Source organism: Azospirillum sp. B4 (genome assembly GCF_000333275.1).
Lineage (GTDB): Bacteria > Pseudomonadota > Alphaproteobacteria > Azospirillales > Azospirillaceae > Nitrospirillum.
Window position 1 is genome coordinate 1 of sequence record NZ_BACU01000716.1, and the last position, 22,955, is coordinate 22,955.

At 69.1% G+C, this 22,955-nt stretch carries 11 protein-coding genes; 4 read left to right on the top strand and 7 right to left on the bottom strand.

Going from position 1 to position 22,955, the window contains the following annotated elements; all coding sequences use genetic code 11:
- From I55_RS32090 to I55_RS32110, 5 genes are all read right to left on the bottom strand, one after another.
- Positions 1-987, bottom strand: a 987-nt coding sequence (locus I55_RS32090) for a DUF1800 family protein (RefSeq protein ID WP_252181395.1), incomplete at its 3' end; no start/stop codon positions are given.
- Positions 988-1,180: 193 nt separating this feature from the next.
- Positions 1,181-3,208: an OPT family oligopeptide transporter gene (locus I55_RS32095; RefSeq protein ID WP_044564797.1), complete on the bottom strand. Its 2,028-nt coding sequence runs from the start codon at positions 3,206-3,208 to the stop codon at positions 1,181-1,183.
- A 263-nt stretch (positions 3,209-3,471) separates the two neighbouring features.
- Complete coding sequence (locus I55_RS32100; RefSeq protein WP_044564798.1) at positions 3,472-4,710, bottom strand: tetratricopeptide repeat protein; 1,239 nt, start codon at positions 4,708-4,710, stop codon at positions 3,472-3,474.
- A 239-nt stretch (positions 4,711-4,949) separates the two neighbouring features.
- The gene (locus I55_RS32105) at positions 4,950-6,245 is read right to left on the bottom strand and encodes a DUF445 domain-containing protein (RefSeq protein WP_044564799.1); all 1,296 of its coding nucleotides are present in this window, start codon (positions 6,243-6,245) and stop codon (positions 4,950-4,952) included.
- A gap of 148 nt (positions 6,246-6,393) precedes the next feature.
- Complete coding sequence (locus I55_RS32110) at positions 6,394-6,852, bottom strand: hypothetical protein (protein ID WP_044564800.1); 459 nt, start codon at positions 6,850-6,852, stop codon at positions 6,394-6,396.
- A gap of 254 nt (positions 6,853-7,106) precedes the next feature.
- On the opposite strand from I55_RS32110, the gene I55_RS32115 reads away from it, so the two are divergent.
- Positions 7,107-7,721, top strand: a complete 615-nt coding sequence (locus I55_RS32115) for a carbonic anhydrase (RefSeq protein WP_044564801.1) — start codon at positions 7,107-7,109, stop codon at positions 7,719-7,721.
- A gap of 175 nt (positions 7,722-7,896) precedes the next feature.
- Here I55_RS32115 and I55_RS39230 read toward each other — a convergent pair whose 3' ends face one another.
- Positions 7,897-11,811, bottom strand: a complete 3,915-nt coding sequence (locus I55_RS39230) for a Pls/PosA family non-ribosomal peptide synthetase (protein ID WP_083901618.1) — start codon at positions 11,809-11,811, stop codon at positions 7,897-7,899.
- A gap of 644 nt (positions 11,812-12,455) precedes the next feature.
- Between I55_RS39230 and I55_RS32125 the strand changes: the two genes are divergently transcribed.
- Both I55_RS32125 and I55_RS32130 read left to right on the top strand, forming a co-directional pair.
- Entirely contained in the window at positions 12,456-13,691 is a 1,236-nt protein-coding gene (locus I55_RS32125; protein WP_049974726.1) for an efflux RND transporter periplasmic adaptor subunit, read from the top strand.
- A 22-nt stretch (positions 13,692-13,713) separates the two neighbouring features.
- Entirely contained in the window at positions 13,714-16,836 is a 3,123-nt protein-coding gene (locus I55_RS32130) for an efflux RND transporter permease subunit (RefSeq protein WP_044564803.1), read from the top strand.
- A gap of 145 nt (positions 16,837-16,981) precedes the next feature.
- On the opposite strand, the gene I55_RS32135 is transcribed toward I55_RS32130, so the two are convergent.
- Positions 16,982-17,626: a DUF1345 domain-containing protein gene (locus tag I55_RS32135; protein ID WP_044564804.1), complete on the bottom strand. Its 645-nt coding sequence runs from the start codon at positions 17,624-17,626 to the stop codon at positions 16,982-16,984.
- Positions 17,627-17,974: 348 nt separating this feature from the next.
- Between I55_RS32135 and I55_RS32140 the strand changes: the two genes are divergently transcribed.
- Positions 17,975-22,954, top strand: coding sequence for an alpha-2-macroglobulin (locus I55_RS32140; RefSeq protein WP_148294095.1), 4,980 nt, complete (start codon positions 17,975-17,977; stop codon positions 22,952-22,954).
- Position 22,955 lies beyond the last annotated feature (1 nt).

The following is a 22,955-nucleotide window of genomic DNA, read 5'->3' on the forward strand; positions in this document are numbered from 1 at the left end:
TGAATGGGCGGTGGCGGGGTGGTTGGCCACCAGATCCAGCACCTTGTGCCCATCGCTGCGCGGCGGTTGATAGCTGTCGAACTCCGTCGCCAGAACCCGTTTCTGGTAGTTGTCGTGCCAGGACTCGATGTAGGTGAACCGACCATCGTTGGGCGCCTTGTAGCCGCCTAGATCCTGGCCGCTCTGGATGCTCCACCCGGTGAAGGCGCGGCTGGCCTCATAGACGTCCTGGTCGATATAGCCTTCCGGCGCGCCCTTCAGCGCGCCGGGCACGTCGCGCCAGCGGTCGTACTGGGTGTTCAGGTAGGCGTCGCGGCCCAGGGTGTGCAGTTCGAACAGCTCACGGGCATAGTTTTCGTTAGCCGCCCCGCCGCGCGAGGATCGGTTGTTCAGGTAGATCAGCATGGCGGGGCTGGTAGCCACCGCCTCAAGCAGATCGCGGAAGTTGCCCAGGGCGTGGGCCCGCAAGGCGGCGTCATAGGCCGGCAAGGCCGGGGCCGTGTAGCTGTCGGCCGCGTTGACGGAAAAGTGGTCGTGCCAGAACAGGGTCATGACCTGACGCAGCTGGGCCGGGTCGTAGACGGCACGGATCACGGTGGCCGCCGCCAGGTCCAGGCGGGGGCGTACCCGTTCCTGATAGGGCAACTTGCGGTCAGGCTGGTTTAGCGACCAAAGGTCATCCACCGGCTGGTCCAGGGTGCGCAGGGGGCGCATCTCATCCAGCGCGGCCCAGCCCTCCCCAGCGTCGTATTTTATGCGCATGACGGCGCTATCCAGCTTCTGCTGGCATTCCGGACCTGGGCCGGTGCCCGCGGCGGCCAGGCGCAGTTGATCATCCAGCCATCGGGCGATGCCCTGCTGCTTCAGGGCTTGGGCGTCGCCTGGCCGGGGGCCGTAGGTGAAGCGGTTCAGGAATATCCATTCCTGACTGGGCGGCGTCCCAAGGGATGCGGCGCCAACGGGGGAACTGGGGGTGGGGACGACCATGTCCGGCCCTCCTTGATCAATCGATCCGACACCCATGCTACTCCATTTCCCGCCCGGACCCGGCGTACGCCAGTAGCGGTAGGAACTATGGATAGAAAAAGGGGGGCCATCCGGACCCCCTTTCTAACCCTTTCGGGATGAGGCTTTTCGCCCTACTTGATCTTTATTTCCGGCCACATTCGGCCGCTTGAGCTTATTTCCGCTCAGCCAGCACCCAGCGGACGCTCCACAGGCAAGCCACCAGGAAGATGGCGCCGCCCAGCCACTCGGCATAGGGGGCGAAGCCATCGCCCACCACGGCCAGCGGCTCCTGGTTGCCGGTCAGCGAGATGATGGCCGCCTGGGCCACGCCAAACAGGCTTTCGCCCACGATCATGCCCGATGCCAGCAACATCGCGCGGCGTTGGGGCACGTCGGCATACTTGGCGAAGGGAACACCCGCCGCCGTGGCGCGCTTGGCGAGCACGCGGTCGACGATGTAGGCCAGCAGGGCGCCCAGGCTGACCGGCACGGTGACGGTCATGGGCAGGTAGATGCCCAGGGCCACGGCCAGCGGCGGCAGGCGGAAGCGGCGGGTGGTGGCCTTCAGCACCTCGTCCACCACGACCAGGCAGATGCCGACCACGGCGCCGATGCCCAGCATGGACCAGTCCAGCTTGCCGCTGAGGATGCCGGTGGCCAGCGTGGCCATCAGCGTCGCCTGCGGGGCGCCCAAGGTCTTGGCCGGATCCATGCCCGGGTCCAGCGGAGCGCCGGCGAAGCCATAGGCGTGCTGCAACAGGTTCAGCACCGGCGGGATGACGGCGGCGCCGACGATGCAGCCCAGGATCAGGGCCACCTGCTGGCGCCAAGGCGTGGCGCCCACCAACTGGCCGGTCTTGAGGTCCTGCAGGTTGTCGTTGGCGATGGTGGCGATGGTCAGCACGACCGACGTGGTGAACAGCGCCAGCGCCACGGCGGCGGCGCGCACCGCGGGATCGGCGATGGCGTCCTTGCCCAACAGGCTGACCAGCAGCAGGGAGGAGGCGATGGCCGCCAGGATGCCAATGCTGGAGATGGGGCTGTTGGAGCTGCCGATCAGGCCGGCCATGTAGCCGGACGCGGCGGCGACGATGAAGCCCATGACGGCGGCGAAGACGACGCCGGCCAGCACCAGGACCACCAGTTGATTGGACAGCGGCGTGCCCAGGATGAAGGCGACGAACAGGCCGGCCAGCGGCACCAGCAGCACGGCGGCGAAGGCCATGACGTAGTGGAAGGGGATGTCCTGTTCCACCCGGGGAACGGAATGGGCGTTGCCGGCCCGCACCTGCTTCATGGCGGCCAGGGAGGCGCGGATGCCATCGGTCATCGGCTTGGCCAGGACGATCAGGGTCCAGATGGCGGCGGCGGCGATGGCGCCGGCGCCGATCAGGCGGACCTGCTGGCGCCAGACGACGCTGTTGGCGTACTTGATCAGGTCCATGCCATCGGCCGGGGGATGCAGCCAGGTCAGGATGGGGACGGCGCCAAACCAGGCGATGGCGACGCCGGCGAACATGGCGAAGCCCACGGTGGCGCCCACCAGGTAACCGGCGCCTAACAGAGCCATGGACAGGCCGGTGCCCAAGCCGGTGACGGTGCCGCCGACGCGCAGGAAGCCCTGGAACTGTTCGGTGAAGAAGCGCATGGCCGTCATCAGGAAGAAGCCGACGGACACCATGGTGCCGGCGACGACGTCCTTCAGGCCGGCACCTTTCGCGGCCTCATCCGCGCCCGCCTCGCCCGCCGTGTCGGGGGAACCCACCTTCAGCACCTCGGCCGCGGCCACGCCCTCGGGGTAGGGCAGGTTGCCCTGGACCACCATCGCCCGGCGCAGCGGCACGGTATACATCACCCCCAGGATGCCGCCCACCGCGCAGATGCCGGCGGACTGCCAGAAGGGGAAGCCGGTCCAGTAGCCGACGATGACCAAGCCCGGCAGCACGAAGATGACCGACGACAGCGTGCCGGCGGAAGAGGCCAGGGTCTGGACGAAATTGTTTTCCTGGATGGTGCTGTCCTTGGCCAGCCGCAACACGGCCATGGAGATGACCGCCGCCGGGATGGAGGAGGCGAAGGTCAGGCCCACCTTCAGGCCCAGGTAGACGTTGGCGGCGGTGAACACCACGGTGATCAGGGCACCCAGGATGATGCCGCGCAGGGTCATTTCCCGCATCGTGCTACGCGCGAACCGGGTCATCGGATGAAATCCGTCATATGTGGAGAGTCCCCATCGTATAGGCGCCGGCCGCTTCTTGAGCCCCCTGGAGGCGGGCGCCGGGCTGGATGGGCCGGGAGTTTAGCGGGCGCCCCCGGCCCCGTCGAGATCGCCGCGGGCGGGCAAGGCCAGAATTCGGCCCTTTCCCGCCAAAAAGCAACGGGGCCGGCATTGGGCCGACCCCGTTCCTCACTTTATTGCGCTTCGCGCGGCCCCTCAGACGCCGGGGCGCCTGGGAACCAGCGTCACGCCGGCTGGTGCAGATAGATCAGCCAGCCCTTGGCCAGGTCGCCCAGGCCTTCCGGCGCACCGACCAGTTCCTGGAAGATTTTCTCGGCCTGGTCGCGCTGACCGGCGTTCACGTAGGCGACGGCCAGATGCAGCTTGGCGTCGTTGGGGTTCTTCAGACCGCCCTTGTCGATGGCCTTCTGGGTCAGATCGATGGCCTTGGCGTACTGGCCATAGCTGGCGTAGGCATCGGCCAACTTCAGCAGCGGCAGGCCCGTGGGGGCCTTGGACACTTCGGCCACCTGCTTGTCGATGGCCTTCTGGTCTTCGGCCGCGGCCTTGGTCACTTCCGCCATCAGCTGCTTGGCGGCGGGATTGCCGGCCACCTGGCTCTGGCCCTTTTCCAGGACGGACTTGGCTTCGCCCGGCAGGGTGGCGCGGTTGGCCAGGTCGGCGTAGTCGATGTACTCGTTGGCGTTCTTCATGGCGCCGACGCGGATCATCAGGCGGTAGATGTCCAGGACCAGCCGGTCGGAGAAGCCGGGGCGCTTCTGCATGAACACCAGGTAGTCGGCCCAGTAGTCGGACTTCGGATAGACCTTCAGGGTCAGGGCCAGGCCGTCGACGTAGGCGACGTAATCCTTACGCTGGACGGTGCTGTCCAGCAGCATCTGGTAGACCTGCTCCTGAGCCGGCGTCCCGGCCTTCTCATCGACGTCGATGGCCTGCTTGCAAATGGTGTCGGTGGCCGTCCAGTCCTTCATCGACCAGGCCGCCTGGCAACGCAGGGCGTACCAGTCGGCCGGGGCCGTGCCCTTCTGGACCATGACTTCCGACTTCTCCAGGAATTTGGCGTAGTCCTTGTTCTGGTAGTACAGGCCGGCCAGCGTCTTCTCGCGCTTGGCGGCGTCGGCTTCCGGCAGCTGGCCGGACGCCAGTTCCGTCTCCAGCGCGCCGATGATGTGCGGTGTGTCGTTCAGGCCGACGTAAGCCTGCAGCCGCATTTCGTTGATGAAGAAGTTCTCATAGGGGCTACGGTCGGCCTTGGCGTCCTCGGCCTGCTTGGCGGCGTCCAGAACGGCCTGGTAGTTCTTCTGCTCCAGCGCATCCTGGGCGGCCTTCAGCGACGGGACCAGCTCCTTGCTGATCTGTTTCTCCGGCGGCGTGGCGTCCTTGTCCTTGTCCTTGGCGTGGGCGGTCCCGATACCGGCAGCCAGCAGGGCACCCAGCAGCAGGGGATAGAATTTGGCGCGCATTCGGTCCTCGTCGATGGCAATCACGTGATGGCCCGGTCCGGCGTCGCGGCGTAGGGGCCAAGGTCGAATTTCGGGTGCACCCCGGGCCCGCCGCCGCCACGCGCCCGTGCGGACGCCGCTGCCTTGGGGGATTGGGGTTGATCCCTGGCGGGGCGACCCTGCGGGATGGAGCGGGCGTTCGTCAACCCCTACACCCGTCTTCTGTCAAAAGCAGGGCGACAGGGGATCCAACAAACGGCCTAGCCGAAGGTGAGATCCAGCAGATACAGGGTGGCGCCGATCAGGGCGCCCAGCACCGTGCCGTTGATGCGGATGAACTGCAGGTCCTTGCCCACGCCTTCCTCCAGCCGCCGGGCGAAGTCGGCCGCGTCCTGGGCCTTCAGCGTGTCGGTGACGAAGCCGCGGATGGACTGGCGCCAGCCGGGGATGGCGGCAAGGAAGGCGCCCTCCACCGCTTCGTCCAGGCGCGCGCGGGTCGCGGGTTGCTCCAGTTCCTGCGCCAGGGACAGCAGCGTGGCGTCCAGCGCCTCGCGCAGCACGCCGTCCGGCTTGGCCGCATCCTCCAGCGCCGCCACCTTCAGGCGGCCGATCAAGTGGTGCAGCAGCAGGCGCAAGGCCTTGATGTCCACGGCGTTGCGCAGCACCGATGCCAGCCGCTCACCCAGGGGGTCGCCATCCAGGATGCGGTCGGGAATGTCCGCCAACCATACCCGCAGGGCGTGCCCCGCTTCGCTGTGCGGGCTGCGCAGATCGTACAGGTGCCCGGCCAGGGCGTCGGTCACCTGGTCGGCAAGGCTACGGTCCAGGGACCGCGGCATCCACCATTTCGACCGGGTGGCGACCGCGTCGCGGATATGCGGGCGGCTGCCGTGAATCAGCACCACACCGTGGTCCGACACCTCTTGGATCAGGGCTTCGAACAGCGGGCTGTGGATGGCGTCGCGCAGCAGCCGGGCCACCATGGGGCGCATGTCCATTGCCCGCAGACCTTCCAGTGCCGCCCGCGCCAGGGCCTCGCGCAACGCCGCTTCCCGCCCGCGGGACAGCAGCCGGGGCAGGGCCGCCAGGGCCAGGTCGGCCAACTGGGCCCGGTTGGCGGGATTGGCCAGGGCGCGGGCCAGTTGGTCGGCGGCGTTCAGCCGCTGGACCTGCCCGCGCAGCCGGTCGGGGGCCAGGAATTCGCTGTCGATGTATGTCGCGATGCCGTCGGCGATGCGGTCGCGGTTCTGCGGCACCAGGGCGGTGTGGGGAACGGGCACGCCCAGGGGGTGGCGGAACAGGGCGGTGACGGCGAACCAGTCGGCCAGCCCGCCGACCAGCCCTGCCTCCCCCACGGCGCGCAGCAGGCTCCAGAATCCCGGCCAGGGCCAGCCGATGGCGTCTGGCAGCAGACGCGGCACCAGGCGGGCCGCCAGCCAGAGGCAGGCGACCACGGCCAGATAGAAGCTGGCGATCCGCCGCCAGCGGCGCAGGGCGGCGGCGCGGTCGCCGGCGGTGGCGGGGTCGAAGGGCAGCGGCAGGGATTGGTCAGGCATGGGCAACCGTGAAGCTGGGGGCGCCATGATGACGGCTGCCGGCGGCGCTGTCCCGGACCATCTGGCGCGGCGAACACGGGGCCACCGGCCATATCCAGAAACCGCCGGGCTGCGCGGAGGTTCCGCCGGCAGCCTGGGGTTGCGGCGATCAGCCGCCCGTCAGGTCCTCCTCGCGGAAGGGGAAGCCGCGCAGGGTGCCGTCGATGTTGCCATCGTCGGAATGGAAGCGGTAGGAGCGGTCGTCCGGCAGCTGGTAGCGGCCCGACTGCAACCCGTCCAGGATGCGGGCGGATATCCAGCCCGACAGCAGGCTGGCCGGGCCCGCCAGGGCGCGCTCCGGGTCGCGCAGGTAGGCGCGGTCGTAAAGCGCGGCGCCGATGGCGGGCCCATGGCGGCTGAGGAATTCAGCCAGCAATTCCACAAATTCCACCGGGTCCAGCATTGGCTCGACCGTGCCGGCGGCGCGCGCCAGCACGGGGTACAGCAGGTGGGTGCGGTCGTCGAAGCGGCTGTCGCGCTCCACCCGGTCGGCCACCAGGTTCAGGTAGCGGCTGCGGGACGCGGGCTGACGGCGCAGCGCCGCGTCCAGAATCTGTCGATGGTTCATGGCTTCGGGGCGACTTGCAACTTTTCCTGGTTGACCACCTTGGGGGCTTTCTCCGATGGGCACCACGCCTTTATAAAGGCATCCTCCAACGGATTACCCAGGTCGGGCGTTCCGGCCCCGGCGAGGCCGGATGGCGGGGGCGACACTTTTTTGATTAGACCGGCGCCCGGGCTTTGGCTAGACCGGTGCGGACATCCGGGCCTGGAATGGCCCGGAGCGCTGTCTTGTCGGTACCATTCGGGAAGGGGAACGTCATGCGGAAGCTCATCGAGGGATTTCTGGCTTTCCGCTCCAACGCCTTTCCCGACTACGCCCGCCGCTTCCAGTGGCTGGCCGAGGTCGGACAGAACCCCCGCGCGGCCGTGGTCGCCTGTTGCGACAGCCGGGTCGATCCGCAAATGATCTTCTCCGCGGGCCCGGGGGACCTGTTCATCATCCGCAACGTCGCCAACCTGATCCCGCCCTATCATCCCAACAGCGACTTCCATGGCACCAGCGCGGCGCTGGAATTCGCCGTGCGCCAGCTGCGCGTGGGGGACATCATCGTCATGGGGCACACCCACTGTGGCGGCGTGAAGGCCCTGATGGCGGAGGGGGAGGCGGACGGCGACTTCATCGGGCACTGGATGTCCATCGCCAAGAGCGTGCGCGGCAAGGCCCGGGATGTGGCTGAAGCCGAACGCGAGGTCATCCGCCTGACCATCGCCAACCTGCTGACCTTCCCCTGGATCAAGGCGGCGGTGGAGGCCGGCGGTCTGCGCCTGCACGGTTGCCTGTTCGACGTCGCCGACGCCGACCTGTTGCTGCTGAACCAGGCCACCGGCGAATTCAAGTCGGTGCAGAACGGCGTCGAGGGTATCCCGATCTGATTGATGCGTAACCGAAACAATAAAGGGCGCCCCTCACCCGGGCGCCCTTTATTGTTTCAAGGCGCATCTATTTCTCATAGGCCGCGACTGCGGCCGCCAGAAGTTTCCGGGGAGCGTAGCGGACTGGAAACTGAGGACAGCCAAGGGCCAGTCGGCCCGCCGGCGCCTGAGGAACTTATACCGGCTGCGCCGGGCAGCCGATGAAGCGGCCGCCTGGCGGCAGGTGCTCACCCTTCATGGCCAGTGACAGGGGACCCAGGTCGGACGCGCGGCCCAGGACCGAATCATACAGCACCACGGATCCGGCGCCGACGTGGACGCCGTCCTCGATCGTCACGGGCCCCAGCTTCATCACCCGGTCCTCGAACAGGTGGGTCTGCAGTGTGACGCCCGGGCCCATGGCGGCATCGTCGCCGATGCGGATCATGTCCATCTCGCACAGGTAGGCCGTCTCCAGATAGACGCGGCGCCCCACCTTGGCGCCCATCAAGCGCATGTACAGCGGCAAGAAGGGCGTGCCCAGGAACGGCCCCAGCACCCAGCCGGCCAGGGCATCGTAAAGGGCGGTGACGAACTCGATGCGCCAGACGGCCGCGCTCCACAGCGGGTGGATGCCGGGGCGGAAACGGCCCACCACCACCCACTTGACCAGGGCCAGCAGCAGGGCGGCGGTGACGCAGACGGCCAGCGGCCCCAGCCCCAGCCACAGCAGGCCCATCCACACGCTGGACATGGCCAGCGCGTGCGTCAGCAGCCATAAGGCGCCCACCGTGGCGACACCGGTGATGCCACCCTGGAACAGGATGCGCGTGGCCTCAATGGCGGCGCGGGTGGCGATCAACCGGCGGGTGGGGGCGATGGTGTAGGCCTCGGAAATACCCTCCACCTTCTGGCGGCGGGGCAGGCGCACCGGCGGCAGGCCCAGCCAGTCGGTCTGGCGGTCGGCGTCGGAGGGGGCCGTGGACAGCACCCCCACCAGGCAATTCTCCGGCAGGCTGGCGCCGGCTGGCAGGAAGGCGGAATTGCCCACGAAGGTGTCGTGGCCCACGCGGGTGGGTGCGAAGCGCACCAGGCCACCATGGATGGCGGGGCTGCCGACCAGCGAGGCGTCGGCCAGGAAGGCGCGGTCGCCCACCTCCAGCTGTTCCGGCACCACATGGGCGACCGTGGACACCTCGCAGGCCCGGCCGATCTTGGCGCCCAGGGCCCGCAGCCAGGCGGCGGAGAAGAGGGAGCCGTAAAGGGTATAAAGCTGCTCCACCGCCAGACGGTGCACCCGGTCGGCGAACCAGCGGTGACATTCCACCATGCTGTCCACGCGCACGCTGGCCCGGCCCACCACCGGCGGCACCAGGCGGCGGGCGCCCCAGAGGACCAGGGCGGTCCAGGGCATGCAGACGGCGCCGCCGACCACGCCCGCCAGCACCAGCAGCGGCCCCATTTCATAGACGGGCAGGTTGGTGCCCAGCACCAGGGCGAAGGCCACCGCCAGCGGCAGGATGGTCAGGAAGCGGACCAGGCCCAGCACGGTGATGCCAATGACGTAGCGGCCAAGGCGCGGCCGCATGGCGCCCTCCGCCCGGCCCGTCATCCATTCCGGCCGGGCGGCGGGGGCGGCGGGGGACCCCGCCCACACCAGGCCCGTAGGCACCACGGCGCCGTCGACCAGGCAACTGCGCGCGTCCAACCCGGCGCCCGTCTCCAGCCCGCTGTTCAGGCCGACGATGGCCGCGGCCCCCACGGTGGCCTCCGCCCCTACCGTCACCGTGCCGATCTCGATGCCGCCAGCCCGCACCTGATGGGTCAGCAGCAATGTGTCCTCGCCGATGGTGGCGCGGTCGCCGATGGCGATCAGGTCCCACAGCATGTTGCCGTGGCAGCCCAGGAAGGCGTCGCGGCCGATGCGCCCACCCATGGCGCGGGCATAGAGGCGCATCAGCGGCGTGCCGGCGATCCATGGCAGGGGCAGCGCCGCCTCGATGTGGCTGACGGTCCACCAGCGCCAATGCCACACCCCCCACAGGCGGTGGCGGCCGGGCCTGACGCGGCCCAGCAGCAGCCATTTGGCGGCGATGGCGATGGCGAAGGACACCGGCAGGGTGGCGACCGACAGCGCCGCCATGACCAGGAAGGACAGGGGGCTCAAGGTCCCCTGGGTGCCATGGTGGGCCAGCACCACCAGCACGGCCAGGATGGGCAGGCCGCCCAGGGCCGTCACCACGGGCAGGGTCACCGCCTGCGCCAGGCCGAAGGCCAGGTGGCGCAACGGGCTGGTCCGGCCGGGATCGGCCGCGGCCACCGGCGGCGCCACGGGATCGGTCAGCTGCTGGGCCAGGCCACGGACGGTGGGGTTGAGGTAGAGCGCGCGCACGGTGATGCCGGGGCGGCGCAGACGCAGGCGGGAAATGGCCGAGGCGGCCGCCAGCGAATGACCGCCCAGGTCGATGAAGAAGTCGGCGTCACGGGCGTGGATGGGGCGCCCCAGCGCGTGGGCGAAGGCGGCGGCCACTTCCTCCTCCGCCTCGCCCTGCGGCGGGTCGCCAATATCCTCCGGCACGTCGCGGGTGGTGGGCTCCGGCAGCTCGCGCCGGTCGATCTTGCCGCCCACCGTCCGGGTCATGGCCGGCACCGGCACCAGGAAGTTGGGCCGCATGTAGGCGGGGACGGAGGCGGCGACGTGGGCGGCGATGGCGTTGCGGTCGGCCGTGCCCACGTACCAGATGACGATGCTGTCGATGCCGGCCACGGGCCGCACGGCGGCGGCGGCCAGCTGCACGCCGGGGCAGCCGCCGACGATGGCCTCGATCTCGCCCAGCTCGATGCGGAAGCCGCGCAGCTTCACCTGGTTGTCCGCCCGGCCCAGGAAGTCGATGCGGCCATCCACCAGGGGGCGGCCCAGGTCGCCGGTGGCGTAGAGCCGGGTGCCGGCGGCATCCACCTTGAAGCGCTTGGCGGTTTCCTCCGGCCGGTTCAGATAGCCGTCGGCCAGGGCGGGGCCGCCGATGTGGATTTCCCCAGTCTCGCCCACCGGCACCGGTTGGCCGCCGGCATCCAGCACCACGACGCGGTAGCCGGGCAGGCCCCGGCCGATGGTGACCGGCTGGCCGGCGCGGGCCTCATCCGCCGTCGCCACCACCGAGGCCTCGGTGGGGCCATAGGTGTTCAGCATGCGCCGGCCGGGCGCCCAGCGGTCGACCAGGGCGGCGGAACAGGTCTCGCCACCCACCACCAGCAGGCGGACGTCCGGCAGGTCGTCGTCGATCAGGCCCAGCAGGGTGGGCACGGTGGAGAAGAAGGTGGCGCGCCGGCAGCGCAGCTCGCTGGCCAGCAACTGCGGGTCGCGCATCACCAGGCCTGAAGCCGGCAGCAGGCAGGCGCCCGCAGCCACCGCCAGCCACACCTCCTCCACCGACGCGTCGAAGGCCAGGGAGAAGCCTTGCCAAACCCGGTCCGTCTCCACCAGGCGATAGACCTGCGCCGCCCCCCGGATGTAGGTCATGACCGCGCCGTGCGACAGTACCACGCCCTTGGGCAGGCCTGTGGTGCCGGAGGTGAAGATCAGGTAGCAGGTGTCGGCCGGCGTCGCCGGCAGCACCGCATCGGGCAGGGTGTGGGCGGAAACCACCGGATCGTCCAGCAGGGCGGTGCCGATCAGGTCCTCCGGCGCCACCATGGCGATGCCGGGCACCGCCAGGTCGCCGGCGGCGTCGATCATCAGGTGGGCGTCGGACTGGTCGGCGATGCTGGCGATACGGGCGGCGGGCCAGCTGGCGTCGATGGGAATATAGGCGGCACGGCGCAACAGGATGCCGAACAGACAGGCGTATAATTCGGCGGTACCCCGTCCGCGCAGCAGGACGCGGGCGCCGGGGCCGATGCCCCGGGCGGCCAGGGTGGCGGCGACGCGGCGGGCGCGATCGCCCATGTCACCCCAGGTCAGCATGAAGCCGTCGCCGGTTTCCACCGCCGGCAGCGAGGGCGTGGCGGCAACACGGGCCAGGAACAGGGCCGCCAGCGTTTGCGCCCCGGCCAGGCCGGAGCGCCGGCTTCCCTCGTCCACTCGTTCGGCGATCGACGAACCGCTGAGCATCAACGTCCTACCCTTGGTGCCGGCCCTTGGTTCCGGAGAAGGTCCCCGGGGAAACCCGCGTATAGCTGGTAAAGGTCCATGATCCCATTGCCAATTTCATCCCCTACGGAGGGATGGTGGTCCCCGCGGAAAACGGGATGGCGCCGGTCCGGACCTTACCGATACACAACCGTTGTAGATGGCCGATCCACCCCCGGTGTCAAGCGGTTGCCTGGGAACCCAGGGTCGCACACAAAATAGAGTGGGGCGAGGGGGAACGCCTACACCCCTCGTGGTACGGTCAGCGAGGGTGACCGGTGGCGTGACCGCCAGCCCGGCGTTTTCCGCGCATCGCTCCGTTACAAAACGATACAAAGAGCGGCTTTTCCCGTAACACAACCCTCTGTAGCTTCAGCCTCGAACTCAGGCGGACCTGCGGAGATTAGGCTTTTAGTCAGATCTACCGTTGTAAATCAGGCGTTGTCCGCCACCACGGTCGCGGGGGCTGTGGGTTCCGCCGGCGCGCCTCTTCCGGAATTTTTTCGGAAGCCTGGTTTCGTGTCCGTTCGAACCTGTCCCTCCCATCGTCCGTGCCAACCGCCAATTCCGGCGATTCCAACGCGGCAGTGCCGTTGGTCGCCGGTCGGACAGAAGGCTGAGAGACGATGACCATCCATTCCGCTGAACTTCCGGCCGATCGGACCGAACTGGGGCACTACGCGCCGGCCGCCGGCCGGGCGCGCGCCTCGGGGCTGAAGCGCTACCGCTGGTGGCTGCTCGCCGGGGGTGTCGTCGTCCTGGGCGCCGTCGCCGCCGCCGTCATGATGCGCCCCGGCGCCAAGACAGCCGCCCCCGCCACCCCGGCCAAGGTGTCCACCTTGCCGGTGACGGTGGCGCCGGTGGTCATGGCGCCGGTTACCCGGACCCTGCTGGTCACCGGCTCGCTGGCCGCCTTCGACGACCTGCCCATCGGCACCGAGACCTCGGGCCTGGCGCTGGCCGACGTGCTGGTTGACGTGGGCGACGCGGTGAAGAAGGGCCAGCTGCTGGCCCGCTTCAACGACAGCGTGCTGAAGGCCGAGTTGGCGGAGAAGGAGGCCCTGCTGACCGAGGCCAAGGGCAACGTGGTCGAGGCCGACGCCAACTTGGCCCGCGCGCAGGATCTGGTGCGCACCGGCGCCATGAGCGTGCGCGACCTGGACAACCGCCGGGCGCTGGCCATCAGCATGCGCTCGCGCGTCGGCGTGGCGGAGGCCAACCGCGACCTGTCCCTGGCCAAGCTGAAGCAGTCGGAGGTGCGCGCCCCGTCCGACGGCACCATCACCCAGCGCACGGCCCGCATCGGCGCCGTCATGTCGGCCGGTGGCACGGAACTGTTCCGCATGATTCGCGACAACCGGGTGGAACTGGTGGCCGAGGTGCCGGAGAATGATATGATGGTGGCCAAGGCCGGCCAGACGGTGAACGTCACCGTCGATGGTGACAACATGGCCCACCACTACACCGGCACCATCCGTGTGGTGGAGCCGACGGTGGACAGCAAGACGCGCCTGGGCCATCTGCGCATCGATCTGGAACGGAACCCGGATCTGCGCCCGGGCATGTTCGTCACCGGCCGCGTGGCCGTGGGCGTGACCCAGGCCCTGGTGGTGCCCGAAGGCGCGGTCGTTTACCGCGAGGTGAAGCCGTTGGTCTTCGTCGTGGATGAAAAGGGCGTCGTCACCGGCCGACGCATCGCCACCGGTGCCCGTCAGGACGGCAACATCGCCATCCTCTCCGGCGTGAAGGCGGGCGAGAAGGTGGTGCTCTCCGGGGCCGGCTACCTGAAGGACGGTGACCAGGTCACCGTGGTCGACAAGATTTCCGACACGGCCGTCAAGCCGCTGCCGGACCAGCAGTAACCGGGACCGAGGGGGCATCATCATGAGCAGCGGCAATATTTCCGCGGTCGCCATCCGCCATCCCATTCCGCCCATCGTCCTGTTCATCGTCCTGATCGTGGCGGGGCTGGTCTCCTACTTCACCCTGAACATCACCCAGGATCCGGACATCGATTTCCCGGTCGTCACCGTGTCGGTCAGCCGGCCGGGCGCCGCCCCGTCGGAAATGGAAATCCAGGTGACCAAGCTGGTCGAGGACGCGGTGTCCAGCATCGTGGGCCTGGACCATGTCTCGTCCAACATCACCGACGGCCTGTCCAACACCGTCCTTGAATTCAAGATCGGCTATGACACCGACCGCGCCGTCAATGACGTGCGCAACGCCATGGCCCGCATCCGTTCCAACCTGCCCGGGGACATTTATGAACCGCAGGTGGAACGCCAGGACGCCACCGGCGATGAATTGCTGACCTATGCCGTGTCCTCCGACACCCGGTCGGTGGTGGAGCTGTCCTGGCTGATCGACAATGAGATCAGCCGCGCCATCACGCATGTGCCGGGCGTGGGCGCCACCGACCGCTTCGGCGGTCTGGATCGGGAAATCCGCATCAATCTGGACCCCAATCGCCTGATGGCCCGTGGCATCACGGCGGATGAGGTCAATTCCCAGCTGCGCGCCCTGAACGTCGATATGCCGGGCGGCCGCGGCGCCGTTGGTGACAAGGAACAGTCCATCCGCACCCTGGGCTCCGCCCACACGGTGGAGGAACTGGCCAACACCGAGATCACCATTCCGGTTTATTTCGGCACCTTCGCCGGTTCCGCCGCGAAGGTGCGGCTGAGCGACCTGGGCACCGTCACCGACGGCACGTCGGAAATGCGCTTCATCTCGCGCTACGATGGCCAGCCGACGGTGGGCTTCAGCATCCGCCGCGCCCCCCATTCGTCCGAGGTGACCATCGCCAAGGGCGTGGAAGCGGAAATCGAGCAGCTGACCAAGCAGTATCCCGACGTCCACTTCAACCTGATCTTCGACAACGTCAAGTACACCAAGCAGAGCTTCGCCAACTCGGTCGAGGCGCTGGTGCTGGGCTCCATCCTGGCGGTGCTGGTGGTGTGGTGGTTCCTGCGCGACGGCCGGGCCACCTTCATCTCGGCGCTGGCCATGCCGCTGTCGACCATTCCCACCTTCCTCGCCATGAAGTGGCTGGGATTCTCGCTGAACGGCATCACCCTGCTGGCGCTGTCGCTGGTGGTCGGCATTCTGGTCGACGACGCGATCGTGGAGATCGAGAACATCGTCCGCCACATCCGCATGGGCAAACGCCCCTTCCAGGCGGCGCTGGAGGCGGCGGACGAGATCGGCCTGGCGGTGGTGGCCACCACCATGACCATCGTCGTGGTTTTTCTGCCCGTGTCCTTCATGGACGGCATTGTCGGCCAGTTCTTCAAGTCCTTCGGCCTGACGGTCGCCGTGGCGGTGCTGTTCTCGCTGCTGGTGGCGCGCCTGATCACGCCCCTGATGGCAGCCTACATGCTGAAGCCCAACCAAAAGGACCACGGCAGCCACGAGGGGCCCTGGGTCGCCCGGTACATGCGCCTGCTGAACTGGAGCATGCGCCACCGCTGGATGACCGTCATGGCGGGTATCGGCATCTTCCTTGTGTCGCTGTTCATGGCCGCCCAGTTGCCCTCCGGCTTCGTGCCGCCCAGCGACAACGGCCTGTCCACGGTCCAGGTGGTCCTGCCCCCCGGCGTGACCCTGGCCGAGACCGATGCCACCACCCAGATGGTCGCTCAGATCCTGGCCAAGCGTCCCGAGGTGCTGCACGTGTGGAGCCGCGCCGGCCGCAACAACCAGCTGCGCAACGGCGCCGTCACCGCCATCCTGAAGCCCCGTAATGAGCGGTCCATCAGCAAGCAGGAGTTCGAGGCGTCGGTGACGCCGGAACTGAATCGCGTGCCGGGCGCCCACATCGGCTTCAACTCTTCCATTGGCTGGGGCGCCAAGGACATCAGCGTCCTGCTGACCAGCAACGACGGCCCGGCGCTGGAACGGTTCTCCAACCAGGTGCTGGACGAGATGCGGCAGCTGCCCTTCCTGGCCAACGTCACCTCCACCGCGGCCCTGCTGCGTCCCGAGATCCAGATCCGCCCCTTTCTCGACCGGGCGGCGGAACAGGGCGTGTCCGTGGCCGCCATCGGCCAGGTTGCCAAGATCGCCACCCTGGGCGACCTGGACACCAGCGTGGCAAAGTTCAACCTGGGCGACCGCCAGGTACCCATCCGTGTGCAGATCGACCCCAAGTACCGGGCCGATATGGACGTGGTGGAGAACCTGCGCGTCCGCACCTCCGCCGGAGACCTCCTGCCCCTGCGGGCGGTGGCGGAGATCGGCATGGGCGCCGGTGCCGTCCAGATCGAGCGCTTCGACCGGGCCCGCAAGCTGGCGGTCGAGGCCGACCTGCGCGGCATCGACGTGGGCGAGGCGATGAAGGCCATCAACGCCCTGCCGTCCATGAGCCACATGCCGCCCGGCATCTCCAAGCCCGCCTATGGGCAGACGCAGGAGATGCAGAACATGATGATCGGCTTCGCCGTCGCGCTGGCCACCGCCTTCCTGCTGATCCTGGCGGTGCTCATCCTGCTGTTCCGCAACTTCTTCCAGCCGGTCACCATCATGACCGCCCTGCCGCTCAGCTTCGGCGGCGCCTTCGCGGCCCTGATGATCGGCCATATGTCGCTGTCCCTGCCGGCCCTCATCGGCATCCTGATGCTGATGGGCATCGTGACGAAGAACTCCATCCTGTTGGTGGAATACGCCATCGTCTCGATGCGTGACCGGGGCATGGGCCGCCGGGAGGCCCTGCTGGACGCCGGCGCGAAGCGTGCCCGTCCCATCATCATGACCACCATCGCCATGGTGGCAGGCATGGTTCCCATCGCCTTGGGCATCGGCAACGACAGCTCGTTCCAGCAGCCCATGGCGACGGCGGTCATCGGCGGCCTGATCACCTCCACCCTGCTGTCCCTGGTGTTCGTGCCGGCGGTCTTCACCATCGTCGACGATATCCAGCATTGGCTGGCGCCCAAATTCAGCCGCTTCATCACCCCGAAGGAGGGGCCGTCGGTCGCCCTGCACCCCGTGGTGAAAAGCGCCGAGTAAGGCCGGGGTCAGGTCTGGAGCGAAGCGGGCGGATCCCGGATGGGATCCGCCCATTTTTTTATCCGTTCCCCCCAGTCCGCTTCGTTCCCCGGAAACCTCCGGCGGCTACGGTCGCGTCCCGCGCGGCGAGGGGAGGGGGTGGGTGTCACCCGCCCACGAGGCCGGCGCCCAGATTGACGCCCAGGGCCAGGATGGCGGTGTTGAAGACGAAGGACAGCAGGCTATGGGCCAGGACGGCGCGGCGGATCTGGGCGGTCTGAGTCGTCACGTCCGACACCTGGGCCGTCATGCCGATGGTGAAGGCGAAATAAAGGAATTCCCAGTAGTCGGGCTGCTTGCAGCCGGGGAAGTCGATGCCCTTGCCCTCAAGCCAGTAGGCGTGGGCGTAGTGCTGGGCGAAGATGACGTGGACGAAGCTCCAGGAACAGAAGACGGTGGCGGCGCCCAAGGCGGCGCTGGCCGCCACGTGGGGTGTACCCTTGGCGTCCGCCACCTCCATGACGATGGCGACCAATGAGGCCAGGGCCGCCGTGCTGGTGACAGCCAGGATGACCCACTTGCCGGATTCCAGTTCGCGCGCACGGGCGCGGATGCTGGCCACGTTGGCCCGACCGAAGTGGATCAGCACCAGCGCGATGTAAAGGATGATGCCGGCGCACCAGCCGATCAGCACGGCGCTGACCGGTGCCGTCAGGCGACCGGCGGCTAGGCCGGTCGCGACGCTGAACGCCAGGCCGATGTACAGGCTGGGATGATGGCGGAAGGGCTGGATCAGGCTGCCGATGGCCATGGCGGGGGGCCTTGGTGGGGGAAGGTCCCGCCAGCGATAATCCCGGGGCGCCAGACGGGCAAGTGACCAAGAGGAAATTCCGGGCCGGCGTTTCGACGGAGGGGATACGCCGGGGGTAAAAGCGGGGCGAATCCCGTCCACCCCCCCGTCCTCACCCCATCGCCGGCCCGCTATCGCCTTTGGCGTAGGGGAAGAAGGTCGAACGGCGGGCCGTACCGACAACGCGCCTGTTGCAATACCGTCCAAAACATCGTCCTCTGGCGCCCTGACTGGCCGGGTGCCCCTCTATACGGGTGCCGGTTCTCCTGGTTTCTTGCCGTTACTATCGGGGTGGAGGCCCCGCTGCCCATGGTGCGTAGCTTCGCCGCGGCCCTCGTTCTGGCTGTCTTCCTGCCCGCCGCCGCCTCAGCCTCCCCCCAGGACCGTGCGCCGGCATCCCCGCCGCCGGTGGCGACCCCCGCGCAACCGGGGCAGCCCGGAACCCCGCCGGGCAAGCCCACGACTCCGGCGCCGTCCGTGGCGCCGTCCGTTGACGCGGGCCCCTTCGGCCTGACCGGCCTGGAAGTGAATGCCGAGCGTGACGACCCCGAGGCCTGTTTCACCTTCAACCGCCCGCTGGCCAAGGCCCGTCCAGGCCTGCAGGATCCCTATGCCGGCAAGGTCGAGGTGCTGGTCAAGACCGCGCCGACGGATGCCGGCACGCCCGTCCAGCGGCCGATACAGGTGCGTGACCGTACCTTGTGTGTCCAGAAGCTGGAGCACGGCCGCCACTACGCCGTGACCCTGAAGGCGGGGTTGCCCGCCGCCGGCGGCGCCGAAACCCTGTCCGCGCCGCAGTCGCGCGAGATCGAGGTGCTGAACCGCCGGCCGGTGCTGGCCTTCCGCAGCGGTGGCTACATCCTGCCTCGCATCGGTCGCGACGGTCTGCCGCTGCGCACCATCAATGTCGAGCGCGCCCGCCTGCAGGTGCTGCACATCAAAGACCGCTCGCTGGTCGAGCAGATCTATTATGGCCGCCTGAACCAGACGCTGAACGACATCGATGTCGGTTCCCTGGTGGAAAAGAACGGAGAGCTGGTGTGGCGCGGTGAAATGGCCGTGGGCACCAAGCGCAACCAGGCGCAGGTCACACCCTTTCCCATAGACGCCGTCCTGGGCCAGTTGAAGCCCGGCGTCTATGTCGCGGTGGCCGAGGACGCCGGTGCCAAGACTGCCGGCTGGGAAGGCCGCGCCACCCAGTGGTTCATCGTCTCCGACCTGGGCCTGACCACGCTGTCGGGCAGCAACGGCCTGCTGGTCTACGTCCACTCCCTGCGCACGGCCACGCCGCTGGCGGGGGTGGAGGTGCGGGTGGTCGCCCGTGACAATAAGGAACTGGGCAAGGCGCTGACCGGTGCCGACGGCGCGGCGCGTTTCGACGCGGCCTCTGGTGCCGCCAAGGGACAGGCGCTGTTCGCCGGCGCCAAGGACGGTGACTTTGGCTTCCTGGACCTGACGGCGCCCGGCCTGGACCTGGCCGCGCGGGGGGCCGCCGGCCGCCCTTCGCCGGGCGCGCTGGACGCTTATGTCTTCGCCGAGCGTGGAATCTATCGCCCGGGTGAGGCGGTGCATATCACCACCCTGCTGCGCGACGCCGCCGGCCAGGCGGTGACGGGCCGTCCCCTGACGCTGAAGGTCCAGCGCCCCGACGGGCTGGAGATAGAGCGCTTCACTTTGGCCGACCGGGGCATGGGCGGATCCGCCGCCACCGTGGATCTGCCCGGCAACGCGGCCGCCGGCACCTGGACCGTGACGGTTCACGCCGATGCCGATGGCCCAAGCGTGGGGACCTTGCGTTTCCAGGTGGCCGACTTCGTGCCACCGCGCGTGAACCTGGACCTGGACAGCGACCAGGCGCGGGTGGGGCCGGACGGGACCTTGACCCTGTCCATCAATGGCCGCACCCCCAGCGGCGCGCCGGCCGCCAACCTGGCCGGCACCCTGTCGGTGACCCTGCGCCCCGCTGCCAACCCCTTCCCCCAGTCAGCCTTCCAGGGCTACCGCTTCGGCCTGGCGCAGGAGGACGGCGCCCCCCGGCAGGAGACGTTGCCCGGCTTCGCCACCGACGCCAACGGTGTCGCCAGCGTGCCCGTCTCGCTGAAGGGCAAGCTGGATGGTTCCCGCCCGCTGGAGGCGGTGTTCCATGCCGCCCTGTTCGACGTGGGCGGTGGCACCACCGGCCATGACCTGGTGGTGCCGGTGGAACGGCACCCCTACACCATCGGCATCCGCCCCCGCTTCAACGATGACGCCGTGCCGGAGGGGGCGACGGCCGCCTTCGACGTGGTCGCCGTGGCGCCGGATGGCCGCCAGCTGGACAAGGGCCAACTGTCCTACGACCTTTACGAGGAACGCCTGGACTACGTCTGGTTCGAGGCCAACGGCAGCTGGGACTACAAGCCCCAGGTGCGCGACCAGAAGGTGACCGGGGGCACGCTGGCCGTCACGGCCAAGGCGCCCGGCGCGGTGGAGGTGCCCGTCTCCTCCGGCCGCTACCGGCTTGAGGTGTACGACCCCGCCACCGGCGTTTCGGGCAGCGTGCGCTTCGCCGCCGGCTCCTGGGTTAGCGCCCGCCTGGGTGAGACGCCGGACGCGGTGGAGGTGACGGTGAAGGGGGCCGTGGGCGGCGGCCCGCTGGTGCCGGGGGCCAAGGCCGCCGTCTTCGTGCGCCCGCCCTATCGCAGCACCGTGCTGATCACCCTGGCCGACCGCGCCGTGCGCCAGACCTTGACTCGCGAGATCGGGGCCGAGGGCGCCCTGGTGGAAATTCCCGTCGATGCCGACATCGGCGGCGGCGCCTATGTCATCGCCAACGCCTTCGCCCCGGTGGAGGCCGGCCGCCGCTCCCTGCCGCGCCGGGCGGTGGGGGTGGATTTCCTGCCGGTGGCCATGGCCGCCCACACGCTGGCGCTGAAACTGGACGGTCCGGCGGAGGCCAAGCCGCGCCAGACCGTGCACATCCCCATCCAGGTGCCGGGCGTGGCCCCGGGCCAGGGCGTGCACCTGGTTCTGTCCGCCGTGGACCAGGGTGTGCTGGACCTGACCGGCTACAAGACGCCGGATCCTGAGGCCTGGTTCTTCGGCCAGCGCCAGCTGGGGGTGGACATCCATGATGTCTATGGCCGCCTGACGGCGCCGCATGGAGCGCCCGGCGCGCCGCCACCCGCGCCGGCCGCCATCTCAGACGCCGTGCCGCCCCGGGGCGCCCCCGTGGTGGCGCTCTATTCCGGCATCCTGGCCGTGGGCAATGACGGCAAGGTGCAGGTGCCGCTGACCCTGCCGGACTTCCAGGGCCGGTTGCGCCTGATGGCCACCGCGTGGTCGGCCGGGGCGCTGGGCCATGCCGACAGGATGTTGTCGGTGCGCGACCCGGTGCAGGCCGACCTGGCGCTGCCCCGCTTCCTGGCGCCGGAGGATACCGCCCGCCTGGCGCTGACCCTGACCAATGCCACCGGCAGCCGGGGCACCTATACCGTGACCCTGCAGGCGGAAGGCCCGTTGTCCTTCCCCGTGGACACGACCAACCGGGGCGTGGGCGCCAAGAAGCGCAAGGGCAAGGATGTGGTGCGGCCCGAGCCGCGCGACGTCGTCGCTGTTTTCCACGGCTTGGCCAAGGGCGGCAAGGTCACCTTGAATCGCGTGGTCAAGGGCCTGGCTGTCGGCCCGGGCCGCCTGCTCATGACCGTCAAGGGGCCGGAAGGGGTGGTGCTGGCGCGGGAGTTCATGCTGCCGGTGCGGGGCAACCTGCCCGTCGTCACCCGGCATGAGACGGTCGACATCCGCCCAGGAACCACCGTCCAGGTGGCGCCCGAGTCGGCCCAGGGCCTGCGGCCGGAGACGGTGGTGTCGGGCCTGGCCCTCAGCCCCCTGCCGGAACTGAATGTCCCTGGCCTGCTGATGACCCTGGACCGCAATCCTTACGGTTCGTCCGAACAGATCGCCAGCCGCGCCCTGCCCCTGCTGTACCAGGGGGACGCCGGCAAGGCGCTGGGCCTTTATACGGACGCCAGCCTGCGGGAGCGAATCGACCGCGCCATCGACAAGCTGCTGACCCTGGAGCGGGCCGATGGCGGTTTCGCCCTGTGGTCCGCCGATGGCCCGGCCGAGCCTTGGCTGTCCGCCTATGTCATGGATTTCCTGACCCGGGCGCGCGACGCCGGCCACGCCGTGCCGGAGGCGCCCTACCGCAAGGGCCTGGACTGGCTGGTGCGCAGCATCAGCAACAGCTGGGTGGAACCGGCGGACCTGCCGGCCCGCGCCTACGGCCTGGCCGTGGCGGCCAAGGCCAAGGCGGTGGACGCCACACCGGTCCGCTACTTCTATGAAACCTTCTGGGACAAGCTGCCCACCCGCCTGGCCCGCGCCCATGCCGCCGCCGCCATGGCCGCCGTTGGCCTGCCCCAGGCCCAGGACGCCTATGCCCGTGTCGACGGCCTGCGCATCACCCTGCCGGGCATGCGCGACTTCGGCTCCGACCTGCGCGACCGGGCCGCCAGCCTGGCCTTGTTGGCAGAAGGCAATGTCCCGGTGGACCGCCTGACCGCCCAGGCCAGGGAGGTGCAGGGCCTGTTGCGGGAACCGGCGCTGATCAGCAGCCAGGAGCGCGCCTGGCTGCTGGTGGCCAGCCATGGCCTGATGCAGCGCGCGGGTTCCATGACCCTGGGCGTGGCCGGCCAGGCGGCGGCCGAGACGCGGCCCCTGGTGCGCCGGCTGGAGGCCACCGGCCGGGTCTTGACCGTCACCAACGGCGGACAGAACGCGGTGCAACGTACAGTTGCCATTTCCGGCACGCCGCTGGCGGCGGTGCCGGCCGTGGCGCCAGTGTCCGGCGCGGGCCAGGGCACTCCCGGGCAGGGGTACACCATCGACCGGCGTATCCTGGACCTGAAGGGCCACCCGGTGGACCCGGCGCGCATCCATCAGAACGACCTGCTGGCCGTGGTGCTGTCCGGCAAGGTGGAGGGGACGGCCCCCACCCAGGTCCTGGTCAGCGACCCGGTGGCCGCCGGCCTGACCATCGAGACGGTGCGCATCGCCCGGGGCGGCCTGCCGCCGGAACTGGCGGGCGCGGTGGGCGACCTCAGTGACGCCACCCATGTGGAAGCGCGGGAAGACCGCTACGTCGCCGCCGTGGACCTGGCCGCCGACCGTCGCGAGTTCCGCCTGGTCTATCTGGTGCGCGCCGTGCTGCCGGGCACCTTCGCCCTCGCCCCGTCCCAGGTGGAGGAATGGACCTCGCCCAACCACCAGGCGGTGGGGGTGGCCAGCAGCCTGACCATCCTACCCTAGG

What these genes read in the sequence shown, in the direction of transcription:
- I55_RS39230 (WP_083901618.1), bottom strand. Translation starts at nt 11,811, where the DNA reads ATGCTCAGCGGTTCGTCGATCGCCGAACGAGTGGACGAGGGAAGCCGG.
- I55_RS32110 (WP_044564800.1), bottom strand. Translation starts at nt 6,852, where the DNA reads ATGAACCATCGACAGATTCTGGACGCGGCGCTGCGCCGTCAGCCCGCG.
- I55_RS32095 (WP_044564797.1), bottom strand. Translation starts at nt 3,208, where the DNA reads ATGACCCGGTTCGCGCGTAGCACGATGCGGGAAATGACCCTGCGCGGC.
- I55_RS32140 (WP_148294095.1), top strand. Translation starts at nt 17,975, where the DNA reads ATGGTGCGTAGCTTCGCCGCGGCCCTCGTTCTGGCTGTCTTCCTGCCC.
- I55_RS32135 (WP_044564804.1), bottom strand. Translation starts at nt 17,626, where the DNA reads ATGGCCATCGGCAGCCTGATCCAGCCCTTCCGCCATCATCCCAGCCTG.
- I55_RS32130 (WP_044564803.1), top strand. Translation starts at nt 13,714, where the DNA reads ATGAGCAGCGGCAATATTTCCGCGGTCGCCATCCGCCATCCCATTCCG.
- I55_RS32115 (WP_044564801.1), top strand. Translation starts at nt 7,107, where the DNA reads ATGCGGAAGCTCATCGAGGGATTTCTGGCTTTCCGCTCCAACGCCTTT.
- I55_RS32100 (WP_044564798.1), bottom strand. Translation starts at nt 4,710, where the DNA reads ATGCGCGCCAAATTCTATCCCCTGCTGCTGGGTGCCCTGCTGGCTGCC.
- I55_RS32105 (WP_044564799.1), bottom strand. Translation starts at nt 6,245, where the DNA reads ATGCCTGACCAATCCCTGCCGCTGCCCTTCGACCCCGCCACCGCCGGC.
- I55_RS32125 (WP_049974726.1), top strand. Translation starts at nt 12,456, where the DNA reads ATGACCATCCATTCCGCTGAACTTCCGGCCGATCGGACCGAACTGGGG.